Genomic DNA, 24226 nt, shown 5'->3' on the forward strand with positions numbered 1-24226 from the left:
CAGAACCGTCCGGTGCCGCGCCGGCCGCGCCCCAGTACTGGGCCGGCCCATGGTCCTTCCGGCCTTCCGCTGCTGCCGCCCTACCACCGGCAGCCTCCGCGGCAGCCTGGCCCGCCAGCTGCCGAGACCCATCCCCCGCCGCTTCTTGTTGTGCCGGACAACCCGTCGGGTGAGGAGCTTGGGCGTCACCGAGGGATGGACCGCTGCCGTGAGGTCCACCGGTTCGGGAGCTGCCGTTCGGTAGGCCCGGCGGGCGAAGTCGTCAGCGCGTGGCCGCTCGCCGGGGGCCTCGGATAGCCCGGCTTCAAGAAGCTCGACCAAAGCTGCGGGGACGCCGGGAACCATGACGCCCAGCGGAGGCCGCTGGACCGTGCGGGCCGGCACCCGGCCGGTCAGCATATACCACCCCAGCGCCGCCAGCGCATAGACGTCGGCGTCCGGTTCCAGTCCGTGGCCTTCCCGGGAGCCGCGGGACACTTCGGGCGGGCAGAACCCGGGCGTGCCGCCTGAATAGAGCTTGGCTGAACCAACCAGCCGGGCGATGCCAAAGTCGGAGAGCAGCGGCTTGCCGAGTTCCGTGAAGAGGACGTTGCCCGGAGCCACGTCCCCATGTGTCATTCCTTGCGCGTGGAGATAGGCCAGAGCCTGGGCCAACGGCGTCAGCACCGTAACAGTCTCCGCCACGCTCAACGGTCCGCGCGCGGCGACCAGCGAAGCCAGCGACCCGCCTGCCGCGTACTGCAGCAGCAGCCCATCCCCGGCGTTCGTCGGAATGATCCGCAACGCCGGCAGCAAGTGGTCGTGCACCACCGATTCCAGCAGCAACCGCTCCCGCTCGGGTTCCATGGAGGACTTCTCCGGCTTCCCTTCTCCGGAGCCGTCCGGCGCCCCGCCATCGTCCCGCGTAAAGAGTTTCAGGGCATACTCAGTGCCGGTGTTCGCGTCAGCCACCAGCCAGACATCAGCCGCCGCCCCACTGCCAAGCCAGCGGACAACACGGAAGCCTTCGACCTCAGGCTGCGGCGGCTCCCCGGCTGTCGTGCACGAGGGAACTGGCTCCGGCAACAAGGACTGTGTCATGGTCCAGATCTACTACAGTCCCGTGCCCGCCGGCAGGCGTTATCCACAGGCATCAGCGCATCCACACCCGCCGACACACAAATACGTTCGGGCAGCGGGCGGGCGTAGGCTTGGGCGCATGAGCCTTGAGTTTTCCCGTATCGGGTTTGCCCCTGACTATGTTGACTATGAGGAGGGCTGGGACCTGCAGCGCAGCATTCACAGCGCCGTCCTGGCCGGTGAAGCCGCCAGCACGGTTCTGCTGCTCGAGCACAGCCCGGTCTACACAGCCGGCAAGCGGACCGAAGAGCACGAGCGTCCGCTCGACGGCACCCCGGTCGTCAACGTGGACCGGGGCGGAAAACTCACCTGGCACGGGCCGGGGCAGCTGGTAGGGTACCCGATTGTGGCTCTGCCTGAACCGACGAAGGTGGCCGACTACGTGGATGTCCTCGAACAGGTCCTGATCAACGTCGTCGCCGACTACGGGATCCAGGGAACCCGAATCGAGGGCCGTTCCGGCGTCTGGGTCAAGGGCACCGACGGAGGGCAGGACCGCAAGATCGCCGCCATCGGCATCCGCGTCAACCACCGTGTCACCATGCACGGCTTTGCCCTGAACTGCAACAACGATCTGGCCCCGTACTCGCAGATCATCGCCTGCGGGATCGCGGACGCGGGGACCACCACGATCAGCGCCGAGGCAGGCCGGACCGTGACGCCCGCGGACGTGGCTGACCGGATCGAAGAAGAACTGCGCCGGTTCGAAACCTCGCTCGTGAAGACCGGTGATACCGCCGCCGCCGAAGCGGACCGGCAGGAAGGAGCACTGCTGTGAGCGCCGCCCCCGAAGGCCGCCGCCTGCTGCGCATCGAGGCCCGCAATGCCGCCACTCCAGTCGAGCGCAAGCCCGACTGGATCAAGGCCAAGGTCAACATCGGCCCCGAGTACGTGCAGCTGAAGAACCTGGTCAAGGACGAAGGCCTGCACACTGTCTGCGAAGAGGCAGGCTGCCCGAACATCTTCGAGTGCTGGGAAGACCGCGAAGCGACCTTCCTCATCGGCGGCTCCGAATGCACCCGCCGGTGCGATTTCTGCCAGATCGACACGGGCAAGCCCTCGCCCATCGACGTGATGGAGCCCACGAAGGTAGCCCGCTCCGTGGCCAGCATGAACCTGCGTTACGCCACCGTCACCGGCGTCGCACGCGATGACCTGGCGGACGAAGGCGTCTGGCTCTATGCCGAAACAGTGCGCAAGATCCATGAGCTCAATCCGGGTACCGGCGTCGAACTCCTGATCCCCGATTTCTCCGGCAACCCGGACCACATCACGGCCATCTGCGATTCGGCGCCGGAGGTCTTCGCGCACAACGTGGAAACCGTTCCGCGCATCTTCAAGAGCATCCGGCCTGCCTTCCGCTACGAACGGTCGCTCGACGTCATCACCCAGGGGCAGCGGCACGGCATGGTCACCAAGTCGAACCTGATCCTGGGCATGGGCGAAACCCGGGAGGAAGTCTCCGAGGCGCTCCGGGATCTGAAGGAGGCCGGCTGCGACCTGATCACCATCACGCAGTACCTGCGGCCGACCGAGCGGCACCACCCGGTGGAACGGTGGGTGAAGCCGGAGGAATTCGTGGAACTGCGGGACGAAGCGGAGGAAATCGGCTTCCTGGGCGTCATGAGCGGACCGCTGGTGCGGTCCTCCTACCGGGCCGGACGGCTGTGGGCAACGGCGATGCGCAAGAAGGGACGCGAGCTGCCGCCGGAACTGGCCCACATTGGAGAATCCGGCTCCACGCGGCAGGAAGCCGCGAGCCTGCTTGCGCGCTGATTTCCACTGTCCAGGCCACTGTAGAATTGCCTCATTATGTCCAATAGCACCGGCTCCGACGCCAACTCCAAGCGCGGTTTGTTCGCGCGCAAACCAAAACCCGAGAAGCCGGCCAAGGCCAAGAAGGGCCCCGGCCGCCTGAAGCAGCTCGGCCAGGTCTTCCAAATGACCCGGCGGCACGACCCGAACGTCGTGTGGCTGATGCTGCTGGCTTTCCTGGGGATTGTTGCCATCGGCCTGGTCATTGGCTTGCTGATCAACAACTGGATCACCCTGCTGATCATCGCGGTACCGCTGGGCCTGCTCGCCGCGACGTTCATCCTCTCGCGCCGGGCCGAGCGCGCAGCCTTTGCCCAGATCGAGGGCCAGCCCGGGGCTTCCGGCGCGGCGCTCAGCGTGCTCCGGCGCGGCTGGATCCTGCAGGAGCAGCCGGTTGCCGTGAACCCGCGCACGCAGGACGCCGTCTTCCGGGCGGTCGGACGGCCCGGAATCGTCCTGGTGACCGAGGGGCCCTCGCACCGCGTCAAGCAGCTGGTCAACAATGAGCGGCGCAAGCTCAACCGGATCCTGCCGAACGTCAAGATCCATGTCATCGAGACGGGCCGGGAAGACGGCCAGGTGCCACTGTCCCAGGTGGCCAAGAAGGTGCAGAAACTGAAGAAGGAACTGACCAAGCAGGAAGTCCAGGCGGTGGAAAAGCGCCTGAGCGCCCTCGGAAGCAGCAAGCTGCCCATCCCCAAGGGCGTGGATCCGTTCAAGGCCCGTCCGGACCGCCGGGCCATGCGCGGACGCTGAGCGTTCCTTCCGGACTGTAACGACGGCGAAGGCCACCTGGAACTCCCAGGTGGCCTTCGCCGTCGTTCTGCCTTAATGGACCGGTTACATCCTGACCAGGATGGTCGACATGACGCGGTCGTGCAGTCCCCGCTGGTCCTGGTCGAAAACCACGGCTGGAATCACCAGGCACAGGAGCAGCGTGCGGACGATGGCGGGCAGCGGCCCGGGGGCCGACCCGTCGAGCCTGCGCACCGATATGCCGACGAGCCGGTGGCCGATGCTGTAGCCGAGGGTCCCCACCAGCAGGATCTGTTCGGCGGCAAAAACGGCCAGGATGCCAAGGTCGGTGCCGCCGAAGAGCCACAGCGCGATCAAGTAGCTCAGGCCCCAGTCGATCATCAGCGCAGCCACCCGCCGGCCCACGCGGGCGACCGATCCCGGGCCGCTCCGGGGCAGGCCCAGGCGCTGGCCCGGCCATTGCTGCTCGTTCGATTGGCGCGGTCCCTCAAGCCAGGAACCAAGGTCTCGTCTGCTTACCACCCTTCAAGGGTACCGACCGCCGGCAGGGGGCCGGCCCTTTCGGACCGCCGTTGTGGCATGCGTAACGAACCACGACGTCGCGGACGAAGGACCGCTAGGCTGGAGGGGCCGGAGGCAGACAAGTAACCTGCCGGAAACATTCGCGACACCAGCGGGTAATTCCCCCGTTCTACATTGGTCACTGTTTCCGGCGCCCCGCAGCGGCCGGCAGATTTCCCAAAAATGCGTAAGGAGCATGCCCGATGTTCAAGAATGCGGACGAGGTCCTCAAGTACATCGCGGACGAAGATGTGAAGTTCATCGACATCCGTTTCACCGACCTGCCCGGTGTCCAGCAGCACTTCAATGTGCCGGCCAAGACGGTTGACGCGGACTTCTTTGTCCACGGGCAGTTGTTCGACGGCTCCTCCATCCGCGGGTTCCAGGGCATCGCCGAATCCGACATGCAGCTCATTCCCGACGTGACCACGGCCTTCATCGACCCCTTCCGCGTCGAGAAGACCCTGACCCTGAACTTCTCCATCGTGAACCCGCGCACCGGCGACCCCTACCACCGCGACCCGCGTGGCGTGGCAGAGCGCGCTGAAGCCTACCTGGCATCCAGCGGCATTGCCGACACCGCTTTCTTCGCGCCGGAGGCCGAGTTCTTCATTTTCGACGACGTCCGCTACCAGTCCAGCCCGGAGCACTCCTTCTACGCTGTCGACTCGATCGAGGCCCACTGGAACTCCGGCAAGCGGGAAGAGGGCGGCAACCAGGGCTACAAGACCACGGTCAAGGGCGGCTACTTCCCGGTGGCTCCGACCGACAAGCAGGCCGACCTGCGCGATGCGATCTGCATCGAACTGGACGCGGCCGGCCTTGAGGTCGAGCGCTCCCACCACGAGGTCGGCGCCCCCGGCCAGGCCGAGATCAACTACAAGTTCGACACCCTCGTGCACGCCGCGGACGACCTGATGAAGTTCAAGTACATCGTCAAGAACGTCGCCGATGCCTGGGGCAAGTCCGCGACCTTCATGCCGAAGCCGGTGTTCGGTGACAACGGGTCCGGCATGCACTGCCACCAGTCGCTGTGGATGAACGGTGAGCCGCTGTTCTACGACGAGAAGGGCTACGCCGGCCTCTCCGATACCGCACGCTGGTACATCGGCGGCCTGCTCAAGCACGCCTCCGCGGTCCTGGCCTTCACCAACCCGACGGTGAACTCCTACCGCCGCCTGGTCAAGGGCTTCGAGGCTCCGGTCAACATGGTCTACTCGCAGGGCAACCGTTCCGCCGGCATCCGCATCCCGATCACTGGCTCCAACCCGAAGGCCAAGCGCATCGAGTTCCGCGCTCCGGATGCCTCTTCGAACCCGTACCTGGCGTTCGCGGCCCAGCTGATGGCCGGCCTCGACGGCATCAAGAACCGCATCGAGCCGGCCGACCCGATCGACAAGGACCTGTACGAACTGCCCGCCGAGGAAGCCAAGGACATCCAGAAGGCTCCGGGCTCGCTTGAGGAAGCCCTCGACGCGCTGGAGGCCGACAACGAGTTCCTGCAGGCCGGCGGCGTCTTCACCCAGGACCTGATCGACACCTGGATCGCCTACAAGCGCGAGTACGAAATCGCGCCGCTGCTGCTGCGCCCGAACCCGTACGAGTTCGAGCTCTACTACGGCTGCTAAAACATCGACGGCGGCACGCGCCCTGCGCCGCGGCCGCACCATGGGCCCGCCCGGCCTGCCCTTCCGGCAGGTAAGGCGGGCCCTTGCGCTTCTCAGGTATCCAGGTGGGTTTCGGTGACGGCGGTCAGCAGGAAGACCGAATCTTCGCTCGCCTCAACCGAGTGCCGTTCCTGCGGCACCAGCTCCAGCTGGTTTTCGTTGACAACGACCCTGCCGCTGGCCGAGATGAACGTGATCGAGCCTTCAAGGACGTAGACACTTCCGGCAACCGGCGCGTTGTGCTCGCCCAGCACGGCACCTGCTTTCAGGGCCAGCACGGTCTGCCGCAGCGGCCCTTCCTGTGCCACCATGGCAGCGCTGCGCCCGTGCGGTGCATCCACGGCGACGGCCAGGTGCTCGCGGGCGATCACATCGATATCGGTCATGGCGTTGCGCTCCTTCGTCATCGGTCCTGGCCTCAGCCTAGCGGCAGGGCCCGCAGGCGGGCGACAGGTGCGCGCAACTGCACGTACGACGACGGTGCCCGCCTGGCCGCGGGCACCGTCGTCGTTGTTTCACAGCACTTTGGCGAGGAAGTCCCTGGTGCGGGCCTGCTGGGGCGAGCCGAAGACGTGCTCCGGCTTGCCTTCCTCGACAATGAACCCGTCGGCCATGAAGATCACGCGGTCGGAGACTTCGCGCGCAAAGCCCATCTCATGGGTGACCACCACCATGGTCATGCCTTCGGCGGCCAAGTCCCTGATGACCTGCAGCACTTCCCCAACCATCTCGGGATCCAGTGCGCTGGTGGCCTCGTCGAAGAGCATGATGTCCGGGTTCATGGCCAGGGACCTGGCGATCGCCACGCGCTGCTTCTGCCCGCCGGACAGCTGCGCGGGACGGGCGTCGGCCTTGTTGGCCAGGCCCACGCGTTCCAGCAGTTCCAAGGCCTTGTTCCGGGCCTGCGGCCGGCTCAGCTTCTTCAGCTCGACCGGGGCGAGCATGATGTTCTCCAGCACGGTCATGTGCGGGAACAGGTTGAAATGCTGGAAGACCATGCCGATGTGCTGGCGGACCTGGTCCAGGTTGACCTTGGGATCGGTCAGATCGAACCCGTCCACCACGACCTTCCCCGCGGTGATGTCCTCCAGTTTGTTCAGGCAGCGCAGGAAAGTCGACTTGCCGGAGCCGGAGGGGCCGATGACGCACACCACTTCGCCTTCGGCAATCTCGACATCCAGGCCTTTGAGGACCTCGTTGCTGCCGAAGCTCTTCTTCAGCCCGGCGACGTGTATCTTGCTCACTTGTTGAACCTCTTATCCAGCATGTTGGAGAGCTTGATCAGCAGGGTGATCACCACGAAGTACAGGGCCGCGACGATCAGTAGTGTTTCGCCGGTGCGGAAGTTGGAAGCGTAGATCTGCTGGCCCTGGTAGGTCAGTTCGGCGAAACCGATCACGGCCAGCAGCGAGCTGTCCTTGAGCGTGATAACGAACTGGTTGATGAAGCTGGGTGTCATGATCTTGACCGCCTGCGGGATCACGACCTTGCGCATGGATTTGAAATAGCTGAGGCCGAGGCTTCGGCTGGCCTCCATCTGGCCCGGGTCGACCGATTGAATGCCGCCTCGGACAATCTCCGTCATGTAGGCGCCGGCGTTCAGGCTCAGCGTCAGGACACCGGCGGTCAGGACGTCGATGGGTTGGCCGGTCAGCTGGGGCAGGCCAAAGTAGAAGAAGAACGCCTGGACCAGCAGCGGGGTGCCGCGGAAGATCCCCACGTACGTCGTGGCGATGCCGCGCAGCACGATGCGGCGCGAGACCTTCAGGAAGCCGAAGGCGACACCGAGGATGAGCGCGATGATGATGGACAGGGCGGTGGCGAACAGGGTCAGTCCCAGGCCCTTCATCAGGGCGGGGAGACTGTCAGTCAGCAGTTCCCAGAAGCTGGTCTGGCCCGCCGTTTCCGGGGCAGCCAGGTACTTGTCCAGGATTTGCTGGTATTCGCCGCTGGCCTTCAGCTCAGCCAGGCCGGCGTTGAAGGCTTGGATCAGTTCAGGGTTCTGGTCCTTGTTCACGGCGAACCCGTAGGAGCTGCCGCGTTCCTTGTCCGTGACCGCCTTCAGTCCGTTGTTCTGGGCGATGCCGTAGGCGAGCACGGGATAGTCGTCGAACACCGCCACCGAGTTGCCGGCCTTCACGTCGTCGTACATCGTGGCGGACTGGTCCAGCGGCTTAACGGTGAAGCCGTATTCATCGGCGATCGAATCGGCGAAGGCTTCTCCCTCGCTGCCGCGTTTGACCGCGACGGTCTCGCCCTCGAGGTCCTCGTAGGAGGAGATCTCCGTGTTGTTCTCCGCGACAGCCATCTGCACGCCGGAATCGAAGTACGGGTCGGAGAAATCGAAGACCTGCCGGCGTTCGTCCGTGATCGACATGCCGGCGATGACGCCGTCCACCTGGTCGGACTGCAACGCCTGCAGCGCGGCGTCGAAGCCGAGCGAGCGGATCTCCACTTCGAAGCCCTGGTTTTCCGCGATGGCGCGCAGCAGGTCCATGTCGATGCCGACCAGTTCGCCGCCCTGGCGGAATTCGAAGGGCGCGAAGGTAGTGTCCGTGCCGATGACGTAGCTCTTGCCGCTTGCGCTGTGCGGGGTCTGGACGGCGGCCCCGGCAGCCGGACCGAAGACCAGTGACAGCACCGCCAGCAGCCCGGTCAGGGCGAGCAGGCGCCGGCCGGCACGTTGGAGGGTGTGCAATGTAAAACAGCTCCTAGATAGTCGGAAATGCCTTCATGAGGCTACAGAGCTGTGACTGCAGGCACCACTTTGGCAGGTGGTGCTGGAGTGAAAGCCGGGATCGCGGGCAGCCCGAGGGATGTCGCCGCTACAGCCCGTAGCCGTAGAAGTAGCGCTCGAAGATCCCGCGGGTGCGCCGGGTCAGCCGGAGGTAATCCTCCTCGAGGTCGCCGCCGTGCCCGGGCTGGTATCCGCACCAGCGGGCCACGGCATCGAGGTCGCGGCGGGAGACAGGCAGCAGATCGGCGTTCTTGCCGCTCCAGATGACGTTGGCGGACCTGATCCGGCTCGCCAGCGACCAGCTTTGCCGCAGCGTCAGCACATCCGCAGCGGGCAGCAGGCCGGCGTCGCCGATGGCAGCCAGCGCCTCCAGGGTTCCGGTGGTGCGCAGGGCCGGGTGGTCATGGGCGTGCTGCAGCTGCAGGAGCTGCACCAGCCATTCGACGTCGCTGAGGGCCCCCCGGCCCAGCTTCAAGTGCCGTGCCGGATCGGCGCCGCGGGGCAGCCGTTCGGATTCGACGCGGGCCTTGATCCGCCGGATCTCGCGCACGTCGTCGGGGCCGACACGGGAGCCATAGCGAATCGGATCGATGAGGGAGGTGAACTCGGCCGCAAGGTCATCGTCACCGGCGATCGGGCGGGCCCGCAGCAGTGCCTGCGTCTCCCAGACCAGCGACCAGCGCTGATAGTACTCCCGGTAGGCTTCCAAGGACCGCACGAGCGGCCCGTTCTTGCCTTCCGGCCGCAGTGCGGCGTCGAGCTCCAGCGGCCGCTCGGCCAGGACCGGCGGGCTGCTCGGCTGCTGCAGCAGCGCCGAGAGCTGCGAGACAATCTTGAGTGCTTGCTGCTGTGCCGCGGAGGGGTCGGCGCCCGGCAGCGGGTTGTGCACATAGATCACGTCCGCGTCCGAGACGTAGCCGATTTCGCGCCCGCCCTGGCGTCCCATCGCCACCACCAGGACCCGGGTCAGCCGTTCGGATTCCTCGAAGACCGTTGCTTCGGCGACATGGAGGGCGCCAAGGATGGCGGCACGGTCGGCATCGGACAGGGCGATGCCCACGGCGGCCTGGTCCAGCAGACCCGAACTGTCCGCGATCGCGATCCGCAGCATCTCGCGCCGACGGATCTGCCGGATCAGGCGCATGGCCGCCTCGGGTCCTGGTGGCGCAGCAGCTTGTGCCGGATCTCGTGCCACTGGGCTTCGAACGTCCGCGGCACCAGCTCCTTGTCCGAGCCCAGCCAAGCGGCCGATTCGGGGGAAACTTCCAGCAGGTCGGTGATGAAGCGGCTGCTGGAGAGCACATGGCACAGCCGCTCAGCCGCAGAATTCGAATCCCGCAGCATGCCCAGATACCAGTGCGACTCCCCCAGCGCCTCGCTCAGCCGGCGGAATCCCAACAGACCCGCGTCCGGGTCCACGCCGTCGGCAATCCACTCCAGCAAGACCGGGAGCAACTGGCGCTGCAGGAGCGCCCGGCGCTTGATACCCGAGGTGAGCGCCTCGATATGGCGCATGGCCCCGCGCGGATCCAGGTAGCCCAGCGCGGCGAGCCGTGCCTGGGCCGCTTCCGGCGTCAGCCGCACCTCGTCCGCGCTGAGGTTGGCCGCCGACGCCAGCAGCGGCCGGTAGAAAATGTTCTCGTGCAGCTCGCGCACCCGCCGCTTGGTCTGCTGCCACTGCCGCAGCAGCACCTCGGGAGCCGGCCGCACCGTGGCCAGCGAGCCGAGCGACGACTTCGCCAGTGCCCGCAGCGACGCTTCGTCCTGCGGCATGAGATGGGTTCGGCGCAGCTGGACGAGCTGGATGCGGTGTTCGAGCACCCGCAGGTAGCGGTAGGCCTGGTCGAACTCGGCGGCATCGGCGCGGCCGATGTAGCCCGCCGCGCTCAAGGCGGCGATCGCCGACGTCGTGTCCCGCACCCGCAGCGACTCGTCGACCCGGGCGTGGACCAACTGCAGCAGCTGGACGGTGAACTCCACATCCCGGAGCCCGCCGCGTCCCAGTTTGATCTGCCGGCCCCGCTCGTGGACCGGGATGTTCTCCGTGACCCGGCCCCGCATGGCCTGCACGGACTCCACGAAGCCGTCCCGCTCGGACGAATTCCAGATCAGCGGCGCCACGGCTTCTTCATAGCGCTTGCCCAGGGCCGCGTCACCGGCGATATGCCGGGCCTTCAGCAGCGCCTGGAACTCCCAAGTGTGTGCCCAGCGGCGGTAGTAGGTCAGGTGCGATTCCAGGGTGCGGATCAGCGGCCCGTCCTTGCCTTCCGGGCGCAGGTTGGCGTCGACCTCCCAGAGACCGGGTTCCGGGCCGGCCGAGGAAATCGCCCGGGTCATGCCCGTGGCCAGGGCGGTGCCAATCGTGGCTGTCCTGGCTTCATCGAGGCCGTCGCCTTCCACGACGTAGACAACATCGACGTCGGAGATATAGTTCAGTTCGCCGGCGCCGCATTTGCCCATCCCGATGACAGCCAGCCGCACCCGGCCAACCTCGTCCGTGCCGAACCGTTCGCCTGCCTCGGCACGTGACACCGCCAGCCCTGCCTCGACCGCGGCTGCGGCGAGGTCCGCCAGCTCGCGGCCGGCGGCCGGCATGAAGTCCACCGGCGAGGCCGCGCCAAGATCCCGGATGGCAAGCTCTGCCAGATGCCGGCGGTAGCGGGTACGCAGCCGGGCGTATGCTTCCCTGCCCGTCCACCGGGCCACCGGCTCGGCTGCAGCGTGGTCCGCCCCGACGGCTTCCAGCAGCGATCTGCGCAGCTGCGCCGCGGGAACGGACTCCGGCTCCGGGCTGACCTTCGCCTCCAGCACGTCCAGGTGTTCCGGGCGCCGCAGCAGGAACTCCGCCAACGCTTCCGAAGCGCCCAGCAGCCGGTACAACGCCTCGCTCTCCTGCGGGTCGGCGCCGGCCAGCCCCGCCAGCTGCGGATGGCGCTCCAGCAGCCGGACCAGCGAGACCAAGGCCAGATCGGGGTCGGCCGCCTGGCTGAAGCCCTCGAAAAGCCGGCCCTGGTCCAGGCCTTCCAGTTCGCGGGCGGCGAGGAAGCGCGTGCTCTTCTCCAGGTCCTTGAAGCCCACGGAGATCAGCTGCCGGTTCAGGCTCATGATCCGGCCCTACAGGATCCCGATGTTCCGCTTCAGTTCGTACGGCGTGACCTGGATCCGGTAGTCATGCCACTCCGCCCTCTTGTTCCGCAGGAAGATCTCGAAGACCTGCTCGCCCAGGATTTCGGCGACCAGCTCCGATTCCTCCATCGCCCGGACCGCATCGTGCAGGCTGGACGGCAGCGGGTCGTGGCCCAGGGCCCGCCGCTCGGCGCTGCTCAGGCTCCACACGTCCTCCTCGGCTCCCGGCGGCAGGTCGTAGCCTTCCTCGATGCCCTTCAACCCGGCGCCGAGCAGTACGGCGTAGGCCAGGTAGGGGTTGGCGGCGGAGTCGATCCCGCGGTACTCGATCCGGGCCGACTGGCCCTTGGTCGGCTTGTAGAGCGGCACCCGGACCAGCGCCGAGCGGTTGTTGTGGCCCCAGGAAATGTAGCTGGGCGCCTCTCCCCCGCCCCACAGGCGCTTGTACGAGTTGACGAACTGGTTGGTCACCGCGGTGAACTCCGGCGCGTGCTTGAGGATGCCCGCCATGAACTGGCGGGCCGTCTTCGACAGCTGGTACTCGGCCCCCGCTTCGAAGAAGGCGTTGGAGTCCCCCTCGAAGAGCGAGAAATGCGTGTGCATGCCGGAGCCGGGATGCTCGGAGAACGGCTTGGGCATGAAGGTGGCGTAAATCCCCTCCATCAGCGCCACTTCCTTCACCACGGTGCGGAAAGTCATGATGTTGTCCGCGGTCTGCAGCGCATCGGCATAGCGCAGGTCGATCTCGTTCTGCCCCGGCCCGTCCTCATGGTGGCTGAACTCCACCGAGATGCCCACGCTCTCCAGCATGGTGACGGCCGTACGGCGGAAATCCTGCGCGATGCCGCCCGGCACGTGGTCGAAGTAGCCGGCCTGGTCCACCGGCACCGGCACACCATCCGGTCCAAGGTCCTGCGACTTGAGCAGATAGAACTCGATCTCCGGGTGGGTGTAGCAGGTGAAGCCCATGTCCGAGGCCTTGCCCAGCGCCCGTTTGAGCACGTTGCGCGGGTCCGCCGCGGACGGCTCGCCATCCGGCGTGAGGACGTCGCAGAACATGCGCGAGGTCTGCTCGTGCTCGCCGCGCCACGGCAGGATCTGGAACGTGCCCGGATCCGGCTGCACCAGCATGTCGGACTCGAAGACCCGCGCCAGGCCTTCGATCGAGGAGCCGTCGAACCCGAGCCCCTCTTCGAACGCGCCCTCGACCTCGGCCGGCGCCAGCGCCACGGACTTCAGCGAACCCACCACATCGGTGAACCACAACCGGACGAAGCGCACGTCGCGCTCCTCGATGGTTCTAAGCACAAACTCCTGCTGGCGGTCCATGGGTACCTTTCCGTGCCTGGCCTCCCGGCCTACTGCAGCCTGCTGGTTCTTACTCTACTTAAGGAAGCACCAGGTTCCTTCCACCCGAAACCCGCCATCCGCCGTCGTACGTTGCAGCCGCGACGCCCCGGCGCATTAGGCTCTTGTCCATGACGTCTGAAACCTCCGGGGCGGAGCAGCCTGCCCCCTACGGCACCGGCCCCGCTCCCCAGTCCGCCAAACCGGCGGCGCGGACCCGGATCCACCACCTGCAGCAGGCGAAGGATGAGGGCCGGCGCTTCGCCATGCTGACCGCCTACGACCAGTACGCCGCGGAAATCTTCGACGAAGCCGGCATCGAGGTCCTGCTGATCGGCGACTCCGCCTCGAACAACGTCTACGGCAACGACACGTCGCTTCCCGTCACCGTCGACGAACTCCTGCCGCTCTGCCGCGCCGTGAGCCGCTCGGCGCGGCGCGCGTTCATCCTCGCGGACCTGCCGTTCGGCAGCTACGAGGTGTCCGCCGCCCGGGCCGTGGAAACCGGCGTGCGGTTCCTCAAGGAAGGCGGGGCGCACGCGGTCAAGCTGGAAGGCGGCGCCTACTACGCGGACACCGTCCGGGCGATGGTCCAGGCCGGCATTCCGGTCATGGCGCACATCGGGTTCACCCCGCAGAGCGAACATTCCCTCGGCGGCTACCGGGTGCAAGGCCGGGGCGAGGACGCCCGGCGGCTGATCGAGGACGCCAAAGCGCTGGAGCAGGCCGGCGCCTTCGCAGTCCTGATGGAAATGGTGCCGGCCGACGTTGCCGCCGAGGTCGACAAGGCGCTCCGCGTACCGACCGTCGGCATCGGCGCCGGGAACGGAACCACCGGCCAGGTCCTCGTGTGGCAGGACATGGCCGGGCTGCGCGGCGGGCGCATGGCGCGGTTCGTCAAGCAGTACGCGCAGCTCCGCACCACCTTGTCCGAGGCCGCCAGGGCCTTCGGCGACGACGTGCGCAAGGGTTCGTTCCCCGGCCCGGAGCACTCCTTCTAGGGTGCGGCCTGCCGTTTCCGCCGGAGCCAAAGCACGACGGCGGACGGTTCAGTCCTCGTCGCCGGCTTCCCAGGCTTCGTTCCGCTCGCGCACCTTTTCCATCGCCCGCTCGGCCTCGGAGCGCGTCTGGTAGGGCCCGATGAGCTGGGTCCAGTCCGACTGCGCGCCTTCCTCCACCTCATGGGTGTTGACGTTGTACCAGTACTCCGGCATGGAGATCCCTTCCCTCGGGGCCGGCTGCTGGCCGGCCGGATTGGCCGCTGCCGCGGCGCCGGGCTATAAGATCGATACTATGCCCCACAACGCAGCAACAGCACCCTTGGGCACGCTTGTCCAGGGAACCGTCAGCCCGGTCCTTCCGGTCCCGTCCGCCATCCCGCGCCCGGAATATGCCTGGAAACCGGCACCGGCCAAGTTCACCGGCTCCGAAGTCAAGGATGCGGAGACGATCGAACGCATCCGCCACGCCAGCCGGATCGCTGCGCAGGCCATAGTCGAAGTGGGCAAGCACATCCGTCCCGGCGTGACCACCGACGAACTCGACCGGGTCGGCCATGCCTTCCTCCTCGACCACCAGGCCTACCCGTCCACGCTGGGTTACCGGGGGTTCCCCAAGTCCCTCTGCTCGTCGATCAATGAGGTCATCTGCCACGGCATCCCGGACAGCACGGAGCTTCATGACGGGGACATCGTCAACATCGACATCACCGCGTATGTCGGCGGGGTCCACGGCGACACGAACTTCACCTTCCTGGTCGGTGACGTGGACGAGGAGTCCCGGCTGCTCGTCGAACGGACCCGGGAATCGCTGAACCGGGCCATCCGCGTCGTCGCTCCCGGCCGCGAGATCAACGTGATCGGCCGTGCCATCGAGTCCTATGCCAAGCGCTTCGGCTACGGGGTCGTCCGCGACTTCACCGGGCACGGCGTCGGCGAGGCTTTCCACACCGGCCTGATCATCCCCCACTACGACGCAGCCCCCGCCTACAGCCGGCTGATCGAGCCGGGCATGGTGTTCACCATCGAGCCGATGCTGACACTCGGCACTATCGAGTGGGAGATGTGGGAGGACGACTGGACCGTCGTCACCAAGGACCGCAAGCGAACTGCCCAGTTCGAGCACACCCTCCTGGTCACCGAAACCGGCGCGGAAGTCCTGACATTGCCTTAACCGGCAACTAGGCTGGCCGCAAGACCCCGGAGACCCAAGCATGGACGGAGCATTCATGGGCGAGAAGGATTCCAGCCGGAAGCAGGCGAAGAAGGCAGCCAGGTCCGTCCTCGGCATCGACATCGGCGGCACCGGGATCAAGGGCGGCATCGTCGACCTGAAAAAGGGCAAGCTCGTCGGGGACCGCTTCAGGATCGACACGCCCAAGCCTGCCACGCCCGACGCCGTAGCGGTGGTGGTTGCCGGCATCGTGGACGAGTTGACCGCGCGCCCCGAAGGTCCGCCGCCCGGCTCGCCGATTGGGGTGACGTTCCCGGCCATCATCAGGCACGGTGTCGCTCTCTCGGCCGCCAATGTGGATCCAAGCTGGATGGGCACCGACGTCGACAAACTCCTCACGGACCGGCTCGGCCGCGAAGTCCAGGTGATGAACGACGCCGATGCCGCCGGCCTCGCGGAAGCCCGGTACGGGGTCGGGGCCGGACGCAGCGGTACGGTGCTGGTCATTACCTTGGGCACCGGCATCGGCTCGGCGTTCATTTTCAACGGCCAGCTCGTCCCGAATGTGGAACTCGGCCATCTCGAGCTGGACGGTTTCGACGCCGAGTCCAAGGCGTCCGCGGTTGCCCGGGAGCGCGAGGGCTTGGACTGGGACCAGTACGTTGTGCGGCTGCAGCGCTATTTCTCGCATGTCGAGTTCCTGTTCTCACCGGAACTCTTCATCGTGGGAGGCGGAATTTCGAAGCGGAGCGAAGACTTCCTGCCCAAGCTCAAGCTGTCTACCGAGATAGTGCCGGCCGAGCTGAAGAACAATGCAGGCATCGTCGGGGCAGCCTTGCAGGCTGCGGTGCACTTCAACTACCTGCCCTAAAGCTGGTGCCGGTGGCGGCTTCGGCTTCCCCTCCGCAGCCGCCACCGGAGTCATGGGCCCGGCTAGCGGGCAGTCAGGGGCCGCTGCTTGCCAGCGGGCCCCTTCGATTTGGCAGCCTCTGATTCGCTCCGCAACTGCCCGATGGCCGCTTCGAAGTCCTCAAGGGAATCGAAATCCTGATAGACGCTGGCGAACCTCAGGTAGGCCACCACGTCCAGCTTCTTCAGCGGACCCAGGATGGCCAGGCCGATTTCATGCGCGTCGATCTCGGCTGCACCGCTCGCGCGGACAGTTTCCTCGACCTCCTGGGCCAGCATCGCCAGGTCGTCATCGGTGACCGGCCGGCCCTGGCAGGCCTTCCGCACTCCGTTGATCACCTTGGTCCGGGAAAACGGTTCCCCGACTCCGGAGCGCTTGACGACACTCAGACTGGTGGTTTCCAGCGTGGTGAAGCGCCGGCCGCACCCCGAACATTGCCGGCGCCGGCGGATGGCCGAGCCGTCTTCAGTCAGCCGGCTGTCGACGACACGGGAATCAGGATTGCGGCAGAACGGACAGTACACGCCGTACTCCCTTCCCGACCCGCAACAACTGATCCATCATAAAACCGCCGCCGGCTAAATCACAATCGTGTGATTCAAGCGCCTGCGCCCTCTCCCGTGGCCGGCTCGGTCCGCGCATCCGGCTTGAACCGGACGGCCACCGCATCCCCGTGCGCCGGCAGGTCCTCGGCCTGGGCCAGCGCGACGATGTGGCCACCGACCTCCTCAAGTGCGGCGCGCCCGTAGTCGATAATCTGAACCGCCTTGAGGAAAGTGGTGACGTTCAGACCAGAGGCGAAGGTCGCCGTGCCGCTGGTCGGCAGCACGTGGTTGGAGCCTGCGCAGTAGTCACCCAGGCTCACCGGGCTGTAGTCGCCCACGAAGATCGCGCCGGCATTGCGGATCCGGCCCGCGACTGCGGCGGCGTCCCTGGTGTGGATCTCCAGGTGTTCGGCAGCATAGGCATCGCAGACCGCGATGCCCTGTTCGACGTCGTCGACAAAAATAACACCCGACTGGGGGCCGGACAGGGCCTTGGCCACCCGCTCGCTGTGCCGGGTCGATGCCACCTGTTCGGCGAGTTCGGCCCGAACGGCATCGGCCAGCGCCGCCGAATCGGTAATCAGGACGGAAGCCGCGTGCGGATCATGCTCCGCCTGGCTGATCATGTCGGCAGCGACATAGGCCGGCACGGCCGTATCGTCGGCCAGGATCGCGATCTCGGTTGTCCCTGCCTCGGCATCGATGCCGACCACGGACTTGACCAGCCGCTTGGCCGTGGCCACGAAGACGTTGCCCGGTCCCGTCACCACATCCACCGGCTCCAGCGCCGGACCCGCCTCGTTGGCGGGCACGCCGTAGGCAAAGGCCGCCACGGCCTGGGCGCCGCCGATCGCATAGACCTCATCGATTCCCAGCAGGCGGGCCGCCGCCAGGATCGTCGGGTGCGGCAGCCCGCCAAAGTCCTTCTGCGGCGGCGACGCAAGGGCAATCGAGCCCACGCCGGCGGCCAGCGCAGGCACGACATTCATCACGACGGACGAGGGGTAGACCGCCAGTCCGCCGGGAACATAGAGCCCCACACGGGCCACCGGCACCCATTTGTGGGTGACTGTGGCGCCCGGGGCAATAGGTACGACGGCGTCCGCCGGCTTCTGCGCCTCGGCAAACGTCCGGGCGCGGGCAATGGCTTCCTCCAGGCCGGCCCGGACCGCAGGATCCAGGGAGGCCAGTGCCTCTGCCAACGCCTCGGCCGGCACCTTGGGATGCGACTGTTCCACGCCGTCGAAACGCTCCGCGAGCTCGCTGAGGGCCGCGTAACCGCGGCTGCGGACGCTGCTGATGATTTCCTCCACCGCCTGCGACGCGACGTCGAAGGTGGTTTCGGCCCGCGGCATGGCGGCCTTCAGTTCAGCGGCGCTGAGCCGCCGGCCCCTCAGGTCGAGGACGGGCAGGGCGGAAAAAGTAGCGGAGTTGGTCGCAGCAGTCACCGTTCCATTCTACGTAAACCCGCGGCCACCTTGCCCTGGGGCTCAGACGTCGAGACAGGCAGGGCCGAGCAGCACCTTGAGGTCGCCGAAGAGGGACGGAGTTGGATTGACCCGCAGGTCGACGCCCAGCTTCATCACCTCGACCTTGCGCGAACTGTTGAGCCGCACCTGCACCTCGGTCGTGCCCGGATGGGTCCGCAGCACTTCGCCAAGGGACGAGACCATCGTCTCGGTCGCCTTGAAGCTGGCCATCGAGATCACCACGGGACCGGAATGGCCCTCGCTCAGGTCCGGCACGGTCAGTTCCTGGGCGTTGAGAGTCACGGCACCATCATCACGGCGCTGCAGCCGCCCGCGGACCACCACGATCAGGTCCTCCGCCAGGATCGATGAGATCGGGCCGTAGACCTGGCCGAAGAACATGACCTCCATCGACCCGCCGAGGTCCTCGATTTCCGCACGGGCGTAGGCGTTGCCGCTGTTCTTGGCAATCCTGCGCTGCAGTGAGGTGATCATGCCGGCAATGGTGACGATGGAACCGTCCGGCGGGCCTTCTTCGCTGATGACGGACGTGATGGACATATCCGCATGTTGGCTGAGCAGCCCGTCCAGGCCCTGCAGAGGATGGTCGGAAACGTACAAGCCCAGCATGTCGCGTTCGAAGGAGAGCTTGTCCTTCTTCTCCCACTCGGGCAGGTCCGGAATATCCACGGCCAGCGATCCCCCTGCTTCACCGCCGTCGTCGAAAGCGCTGAACAGGTCGAACTGGTTCACCGCCTCATTGCGCTTGAGCACAATGACTGAATCAACAGCCTCTTCGTGCACCACGGCCAAGGCGCGGCGCGGGTGTCCCAGCGAGTCAAAGGCCCCGGCCTTGATGAGCGATTCGATGGTCCGCTTGTTGCAGACGACCGCTGGCACCTTCTGCAGGAAGTCGCTGAAGGAGGCAAAGTTCCCCTTCTCCTCCCGGGCGGCAACCATGGCATGCACGACGTTCGCCCCGACATTCCTGATCGCGCCCATGCCGAAGCGGATGTCCTTGCCCACCGGAGTGAAGTTGAGCGCCGATTCGTTGACGTCCGGCGGCAGCACGGTAATGCCCATGTGCCGGCACTCGTTGAGGTACATCGCGAGCTTGTCCTTGTCGTCCCCGACGGAGGTCAGCAGCGCAGCCATGTACTCGCCCGGGTAGTGCGCCTTCAGGTAGGCAGTCCAGTACGACACCACTCCGTAGGCGGCAGAGTGGGCCTTGTTGAACGCGTAGTCGGAGAACGGGAGCAGAATGTCCCACAGGGTCTTGATGGCAGCAGCGGAATAGCCGTTGTCCTGCATGCCCTTCTCGAAACCGGCGTACTGTTTGTCCAGTTCCTCTTTTTTCTTCTTGCCCATCGCACGGCGCAGGATGTCTGCTTGGCCGAGCGAATACCCAGCGAGCTTCTGGGCGATGGCCATGACCTGTTCCTGGTAGACAATCAGGCCGAACGTGCCGCCCAGGATGTCTTCCAGCGGTTCCGCGAGTTCGGGGTGGATCGGAACGATGTCCTGCAGCCCGTTCTTGCGCAGCGCATAGTTGTTGTGTGCGTTCGCACCCATCGGCCCCGGCCGGTACAGCGCGAGCACCGCCGAGATGTCTTCGAAGTTGTCCGGCCGCATCAGCTTCAGCAGCGAACGCATCGGCCCGCCGTCGAGCTGGAAGACGCCAAGGGTGTCGCCTCGGGCCAGCAGTTCGTAAGACGCCTTGTCATCCAGGGCAAGGTCCTCCAGGATGAGGTCCTCGTCCCGGTTCATCTTAATGTTGTCCAGGGCGTCCGTGATGATGGTCAGGTTGCGCAGCCCGAGGAAGTCCATCTTGATCAGGCCCAGGCCTTCGCAGGTCGGATAGTCGAACTGTGTAATGACCTGGCCGTCCTGTTCGCGGCGCATGATCGGGATGATGTCGATCAGCGGGTCCGAGGACATGATGACGCCGGCCGCGTGCACGCCCCACTGGCGTTTGAGGCCTTCCAGGCCCAAGGCTGTTTCGAAGACCTTGGCCGAGTCCGGGTCAGTCTTGAGCAGTTCCCGCAGTTCCTCGGCTTCTCCGTAGCGCTTGGCCTCGGGGTTGTGCACGTCCTGGAGCGAAATTCCCTTGCCCATCACGTCCGGCGGCATCGCTTTCGTGAGGCGTTCGCCGGTCGAGAAGGGATAACCCATGACGCGGGAGGAATCCTTCAGCGCCTGCTTGCCCTTGATCGTGCCGTAGGTGACGATCATCGCGACACGCTCGTCCCCGTACTTTTCCGTCACGTACCTGATGACCTCGGAGCGGCGGCGGTCGTCGAAGTCCACGTCGAAGTCGGGCATGGACACACGGTCCGGGTTGAGGAAGCGTTCGAAGATCAAGCCGTGCTTGAGCGGATCGAGATCGGTAATCCGCATTGCGTAGGCCGCCATCGAGCCGGCGCCCGACCCGCGGCCCGGGCCGACACGGATGCCGTTGTTCTTGGCCCAGTTGATGAAGTCGGCAACGACCAGGAAGTAGCCTGGGAAGCCCATCTGCGAGATGACGCCGACTTCATAGTCCGCCTGCTTCCGGACGTCGTCGGGAATCCCCTCCGGATACCGGTAGTGGAGGCCCTTCTCGACCTCCTTGATGAACCAGGACTCTTCGTTCTCCCCTTCCGGCACCGGGAAGCGCGGCATGTAGTTCGCCTTGGTGTTGAACTCGACATTGCACCGTTCGGCGATGAGCAGGGTGTTGTCGCAGGCCTCCGGGAAGTCGCGGAAGATGGCCCGCATCTCCGCGGGCGACTTCAGGTAGAACTCGTCGGCGTCGAACTTGAAGCGCTTGGGGTCCTGGAGCGTTGAACCGGACTGCACGCACAGCAGGGCCGCGTGCGACTTGGCATCCTCCGCGTGCGTGTAGTGCAGGTCGTTCGTGGCCACCAGCGGCAGCTTCAGTTCCCGGGCCAGCTTGATCAGGTCGGCGTGCACATTCCGCTCGATGTCCAGGCCATGATCCATCAATTCGCAGAAGAAATTCTCCGGTCCCAGGATGTCGCGGAAATCGGAGGCGGCCTGCACCGCCTCGCGGTACAGCCCAAGGCGAAGCTTGGTCTGCACTTCGCCCGACGGGCAGCCCGTCGTCGCAATCAGGCCCTTGCCGTAGGTCTGCAGCAGGTCGCGGTCCATGCGCGGCTTGTACAGGTAGCCTTCGAGCGACGCCAGCGACGACATGCGGAAGAGGTTGTGCATGCCCTCGGTGGTCTCGGCCCACATCGTCATATGCGTGTAGGCACCCGCGCCGGAGACATCGTTCCGGCCACCGTCGCCCCAGCGAACGCGCGTCTTGTCCTGCCGCGCCGTGCCCGGGGTCAGGTAGGCTTCCACGCCGACAATCGGCTTCACGCCCGCGTTCCGGGCTTTGTTCCAGAAGTCAAAAGCGCCGAAGACGAAACCATGGTCCGTCGTAGCCACCGCATCCATGCCGAGTTCCTTGGCATGGCCGAACAGGTCCGTCAGGCGAGCCGCCCCGTCGAGCATGGAGTATTCGGTGTGGTTGTGGAGATGGACGAAAGAATCGTTACCGGTTTTCGAGCTAGTCACAGTTGCCACCAATTCATTCTAGGCAGCCGGTCCGGCTGCACCGAGCCGCCTCGCCATCAGACCCGATGTTCGGCCAAGGCATCGAGGGCATACGCCAGATCGGCCGGATAGTCACTCTCGTATTCGACCCATTTGCCGGTGCCCGGGTGCGTGAAACCCAGCTTCTTCGCATGCAGCCATTGCCGGGTGAGGCCGAGGTCCGCAGCCAGCTTGGGATCCGCACCGTATGTCAGGTCGCCCGCGCACGGGTGGCGCAGCGCCGAAAAATGGACGCGGATCTGGTGTGTCCGCCCGGTTTCCAGATGTACCTCGACGAGGGAAGCCCGCCCGAACGCCTCCAGGACCTCGTAGTGGGTCACCGAGTGCCTGCCGTCCTCGACAACGGCGAACCTCCAGTCGTAGCCGGGATGCCGCCCGATGGGGGCGTCTATGGTCCCCTCGAGCGGATCGGGCAGTCCCTGGACCAGCGCGTGGTACACCTTGTCCACAGTGCGCTCTTTGAAAGCCCGCTTGAGCAGTGTGTAGCCATGCTCGGTCTTGGCCACCACCATGACCCCGGACGTACCAACATCCAACCGGTGGACGATGCCTGCCCGCTCCGCGGCACCTGAGGTCGAGATCCGGTAGCCGCGGGCAGCCAGTGCCCCGACCACAGTCGGACCCACCCAGCCCGGCGAGGGGTGCGCCGCCACGCCAACTGGCTTGTCGATGACTACGAAGTCGTCTTCGTCGCCGAGTACCTTCAATTCCTCCACGTCCTCCACCACGATGGCCAGCGGATCGCGCTCTTCCGGCCGGCTGACCTGCAACTCACCGAGTTCGGGCAGTCGATCAGACTTGCCCACCGCCCGCCCGTTGACAGTGACATGGCCGTCGGCGCACCAGGACGCGGCAGTCGAACGGGACACGCCAAGCAACTGGGCGACGGCGGCGTCCGCACGCTTGCCTGCCGTTTCCGGTCCGAGGGAGAAGTCCGCAACCTGCTCAGGCACTGTCCTGCCCCGACGACGGCTCCTGGTCCCGGCGGCCGCCGCTCCGGCCCTTTCCGGACCGGGCTTCGCCATCGGTGATCCTCTTGCCGTCCATCCCGACGCCGCGCAGCGTCAACAGGCACCACAGGATCACCGAGCCGACGATGGCCGAATCGGCGATGTTGAAGATGGCGAAGTTGGGCAGGGCGATGAAATCCACCACGTGGCCGACGCCGAAACCGGGCTCGCGGAAGAGCCTGTCCGTGAGGTTCCCAAGGACTCCGCCGAGCAGGAAGCCGAGCGCGATGGACCACCAAATGGAACGGATCCGCCGGGCATAGAAAATGATGCCGGCAGCAACAACCGTCATGATGATCGTGAAAACCCAGGTGTAGTCCTCACCAATCGAAAACGCGGCACCCGAGTTCCGGATGAAATGCCAATGCAGCAGCGGCGGAAATACCGGGATCACATCGCCTTCGGACATGCTGCTGAGGACCCACGTTTTCGTCAGCAGATCCAGGCCGTAGGCAAAGGCAGCACAGGCCGACAGGACCAGGACGAACCGCGCGGCGCCGCCCGGGTGCTTTGGCTCGGATGCGTGAGGATGTCCGGCTGGCTGCTGATTGTCAGGGAGAGGTTCAGACATGGTTCTTTCATATGGCAGGACCGCGGGATGCATGCGACGGCAGTAGGCAAAGGCCGGTGCCAGGGAAATCCCTGCCACCGGCCAAGAGGCGCCTGGCCATCGGAGGTGCTCCGAGGCCCGGGCTCGGTCTAGGAGTCTGCGCTGTCCTTGACCTCAGGGGTAGCAAAGGATCCGCGTGCTTCCAGATCGCGCAGCTGGCCCTCGATGTAGGCCTTCAGGCGGGAGCGGTAGTCCCGCTCGAATCCACGCAGCTGCTCCAGCTTGCGCTCGAGGACAGCCTTCTGCTGCTCCAGCGAGCCGAGGGTCTTGCGGCTCTTCTCCTGAGCGTCGTTGACCAGGGTGCTCGCTTCGATCTGCGCCTCAGCAATGATCTTGTCGCGCTGTTCGATGCCGGAGTTGACATACTCGTCGTGCAGCTTCTGCGCCATGGCCAGAACGCCGGCTGCGGATTCGGCAGTGGAGGCGTGGCTTGCGGCCGGAGCGGCAGGAGCCGGTGCAGAAACGGCCGGGGCCGGAGCGGTGGCGGGAGCGGCAGCAGGCGACGGAGCCTTGACCTCTTCCTTGACCGGCTCCTTCGGCTCTTCCTTCACCGGCTCTTCGGCCTTGGGAGCCGCCGAAACCGGTGCAGGTACGTTTGCGGCCGAAGACTGGCCCGAGGTGGCCTCGGCGAGCTTCTTGCGAAGTTCGTCGTTCTCCTGGTTCAACCGGCGCAGCTCTACGACAATCTCGTCGAGGAAGTCGTCGACCTCGTCCTGGTCGTAGCCTTCACGGAACTTTGTCGGCTGGAACCTCTTGTTGACAACGTCTTCAGGCGTCAG

Annotated in this window: 20 protein-coding genes and 1 pseudogene; 7 read left to right on the forward strand and 14 right to left on the reverse strand. The window is 65.9% G+C overall.

The genetic code is table 11. The features are described from left to right. Positions 1-1080 (reverse strand): serine/threonine-protein kinase (locus D477_RS10345; RefSeq protein ID WP_005268981.1); only part of this gene is annotated, 1080 nt, incomplete at its 3' end. 118 nt (positions 1081-1198) lie between these two features. Here D477_RS10345 and lipB point away from each other — a divergent pair. Genes lipB through D477_RS10360 form a run of 3 tightly spaced genes read left to right on the forward strand, consistent with a single transcriptional unit; the run spans position 1199 to position 3690 of the window. Then, entirely contained in the window at positions 1199-1897 is a 699-nt protein-coding gene (lipB, locus tag D477_RS10350) for a lipoyl(octanoyl) transferase LipB (protein ID WP_005268982.1), read from the forward strand. Beyond that, positions 1894-2895: a lipoyl synthase gene (lipA, locus tag D477_RS10355; RefSeq protein ID WP_005268983.1), complete on the forward strand. Its 1002-nt coding sequence runs from the start codon at positions 1894-1896 to the stop codon at positions 2893-2895. The genes lipB and lipA overlap by 4 nt, the downstream gene beginning before the upstream one ends. A gap of 36 nt (positions 2896-2931) precedes the next feature. Further along, entirely contained in the window at positions 2932-3690 is a 759-nt protein-coding gene (locus tag D477_RS10360) for a DUF4191 domain-containing protein (protein ID WP_005268984.1), read from the forward strand. Positions 3691-3774: 84 nt separating this feature from the next. Here D477_RS10360 and D477_RS10365 read toward each other — a convergent pair whose 3' ends face one another. Then, positions 3775-4212, reverse strand: a complete 438-nt coding sequence (locus D477_RS10365) for an RDD family protein (protein WP_043846517.1) — start codon at positions 4210-4212, stop codon at positions 3775-3777. Positions 4213-4454: 242 nt separating this feature from the next. Here D477_RS10365 and glnA point away from each other — a divergent pair, with 242 nt between their 5' ends. Beyond that, a complete protein-coding gene (gene glnA, locus D477_RS10370; RefSeq protein WP_005268986.1) occupies positions 4455-5879 on the forward strand; it encodes a type I glutamate--ammonia ligase in 1425 nt (474 codons plus the stop codon). A 92-nt stretch (positions 5880-5971) separates the two neighbouring features. On the opposite strand, the gene D477_RS10375 is transcribed toward glnA, so the two are convergent. The 5 genes and pseudogenes from D477_RS10375 to D477_RS10395 form a co-directional block, all read right to left on the reverse strand. Then, positions 5972-6304, reverse strand: coding sequence for a hypothetical protein (locus tag D477_RS10375; protein ID WP_005268987.1), 333 nt, complete (start codon positions 6302-6304; stop codon positions 5972-5974). Between the two features lie 129 nt (positions 6305-6433). Beyond that, a complete protein-coding gene (locus D477_RS10380; RefSeq protein WP_005268988.1) occupies positions 6434-7162 on the reverse strand; it encodes an amino acid ABC transporter ATP-binding protein in 729 nt (242 codons plus the stop codon). Next, complete coding sequence (locus tag D477_RS10385; RefSeq protein ID WP_005268989.1) at positions 7159-8616, reverse strand: amino acid ABC transporter substrate-binding protein/permease; 1458 nt, start codon at positions 8614-8616, stop codon at positions 7159-7161. Before D477_RS10385 ends, D477_RS10380 begins: the two co-directional genes overlap by 4 nt. A gap of 127 nt (positions 8617-8743) precedes the next feature. After that, positions 8744-11760: pseudogene (locus D477_RS10390) on the reverse strand (bifunctional [glutamine synthetase] adenylyltransferase/[glutamine synthetase]-adenylyl-L-tyrosine phosphorylase). Positions 11761-11769: 9 nt separating this feature from the next. Beyond that, on the reverse strand, positions 11770-13110 hold the full coding sequence (locus tag D477_RS10395) for a glutamine synthetase family protein (RefSeq protein ID WP_005268990.1): 1341 nt from the start codon (positions 13108-13110) through the stop codon (positions 11770-11772). Positions 13111-13259: 149 nt separating this feature from the next. Here D477_RS10395 and panB point away from each other — a divergent pair, with 149 nt between their 5' ends. Further along, entirely contained in the window at positions 13260-14129 is an 870-nt protein-coding gene (panB, locus tag D477_RS10400) for a 3-methyl-2-oxobutanoate hydroxymethyltransferase (RefSeq protein ID WP_005268991.1), read from the forward strand. A 48-nt stretch (positions 14130-14177) separates the two neighbouring features. Here the strand turns inward: panB and D477_RS22280 are convergent, their stop codons facing one another. Beyond that, complete coding sequence (locus tag D477_RS22280; protein ID WP_005268992.1) at positions 14178-14342, reverse strand: SPOR domain-containing protein; 165 nt, start codon at positions 14340-14342, stop codon at positions 14178-14180. A gap of 79 nt (positions 14343-14421) precedes the next feature. Between D477_RS22280 and map the strand changes: the two genes are divergently transcribed. Beyond that, complete coding sequence (map, locus tag D477_RS10405) at positions 14422-15300, forward strand: type I methionyl aminopeptidase (protein ID WP_043846523.1); 879 nt, start codon at positions 14422-14424, stop codon at positions 15298-15300. A 55-nt stretch (positions 15301-15355) separates the two neighbouring features. Further along, complete coding sequence (ppgK, locus tag D477_RS10410; RefSeq protein WP_043846525.1) at positions 15356-16171, forward strand: polyphosphate--glucose phosphotransferase; 816 nt, start codon at positions 15356-15358, stop codon at positions 16169-16171. 62 nt (positions 16172-16233) lie between these two features. On the opposite strand, the gene nrdR is transcribed toward ppgK, so the two are convergent. The 6 genes from nrdR to D477_RS10440 form a co-directional block, all read right to left on the reverse strand. Beyond that, positions 16234-16734, reverse strand: a complete 501-nt coding sequence (gene nrdR / locus D477_RS10415) for a transcriptional regulator NrdR (RefSeq protein WP_005268995.1) — start codon at positions 16732-16734, stop codon at positions 16234-16236. 74 nt (positions 16735-16808) lie between these two features. Then, the gene (gene hisD, locus D477_RS10420; protein ID WP_005268996.1) at positions 16809-18203 is read right to left on the reverse strand and encodes a histidinol dehydrogenase; all 1395 of its coding nucleotides are present in this window, start codon (positions 18201-18203) and stop codon (positions 16809-16811) included. A 42-nt stretch (positions 18204-18245) separates the two neighbouring features. After that, on the reverse strand, positions 18246-21788 hold the full coding sequence (gene dnaE / locus D477_RS10425) for a DNA polymerase III subunit alpha (protein ID WP_005268997.1): 3543 nt from the start codon (positions 21786-21788) through the stop codon (positions 18246-18248). A gap of 56 nt (positions 21789-21844) precedes the next feature. Then, complete coding sequence (locus D477_RS10430; RefSeq protein WP_005268998.1) at positions 21845-22780, reverse strand: RluA family pseudouridine synthase; 936 nt, start codon at positions 22778-22780, stop codon at positions 21845-21847. Beyond that, positions 22773-23408 carry a signal peptidase II gene (gene lspA / locus D477_RS10435; protein ID WP_005268999.1) on the reverse strand — a complete coding sequence of 212 codons (636 nt, stop codon included), beginning with the start codon at positions 23406-23408 and terminating at the stop codon, positions 22773-22775. Before lspA ends, D477_RS10430 begins: the two co-directional genes overlap by 8 nt. Before the next feature lie 128 nt (positions 23409-23536). Further along, positions 23537-24226, reverse strand: a 690-nt coding sequence (locus D477_RS10440; protein WP_237740759.1) for a DivIVA domain-containing protein, incomplete at its 5' end; no start/stop codon positions are given.

This window comes from Arthrobacter crystallopoietes BAB-32, assembly GCF_000328305.2.
Taxonomy (GTDB): domain Bacteria; phylum Actinomycetota; class Actinomycetes; order Actinomycetales; family Micrococcaceae; genus Crystallibacter; species Crystallibacter crystallopoietes_A.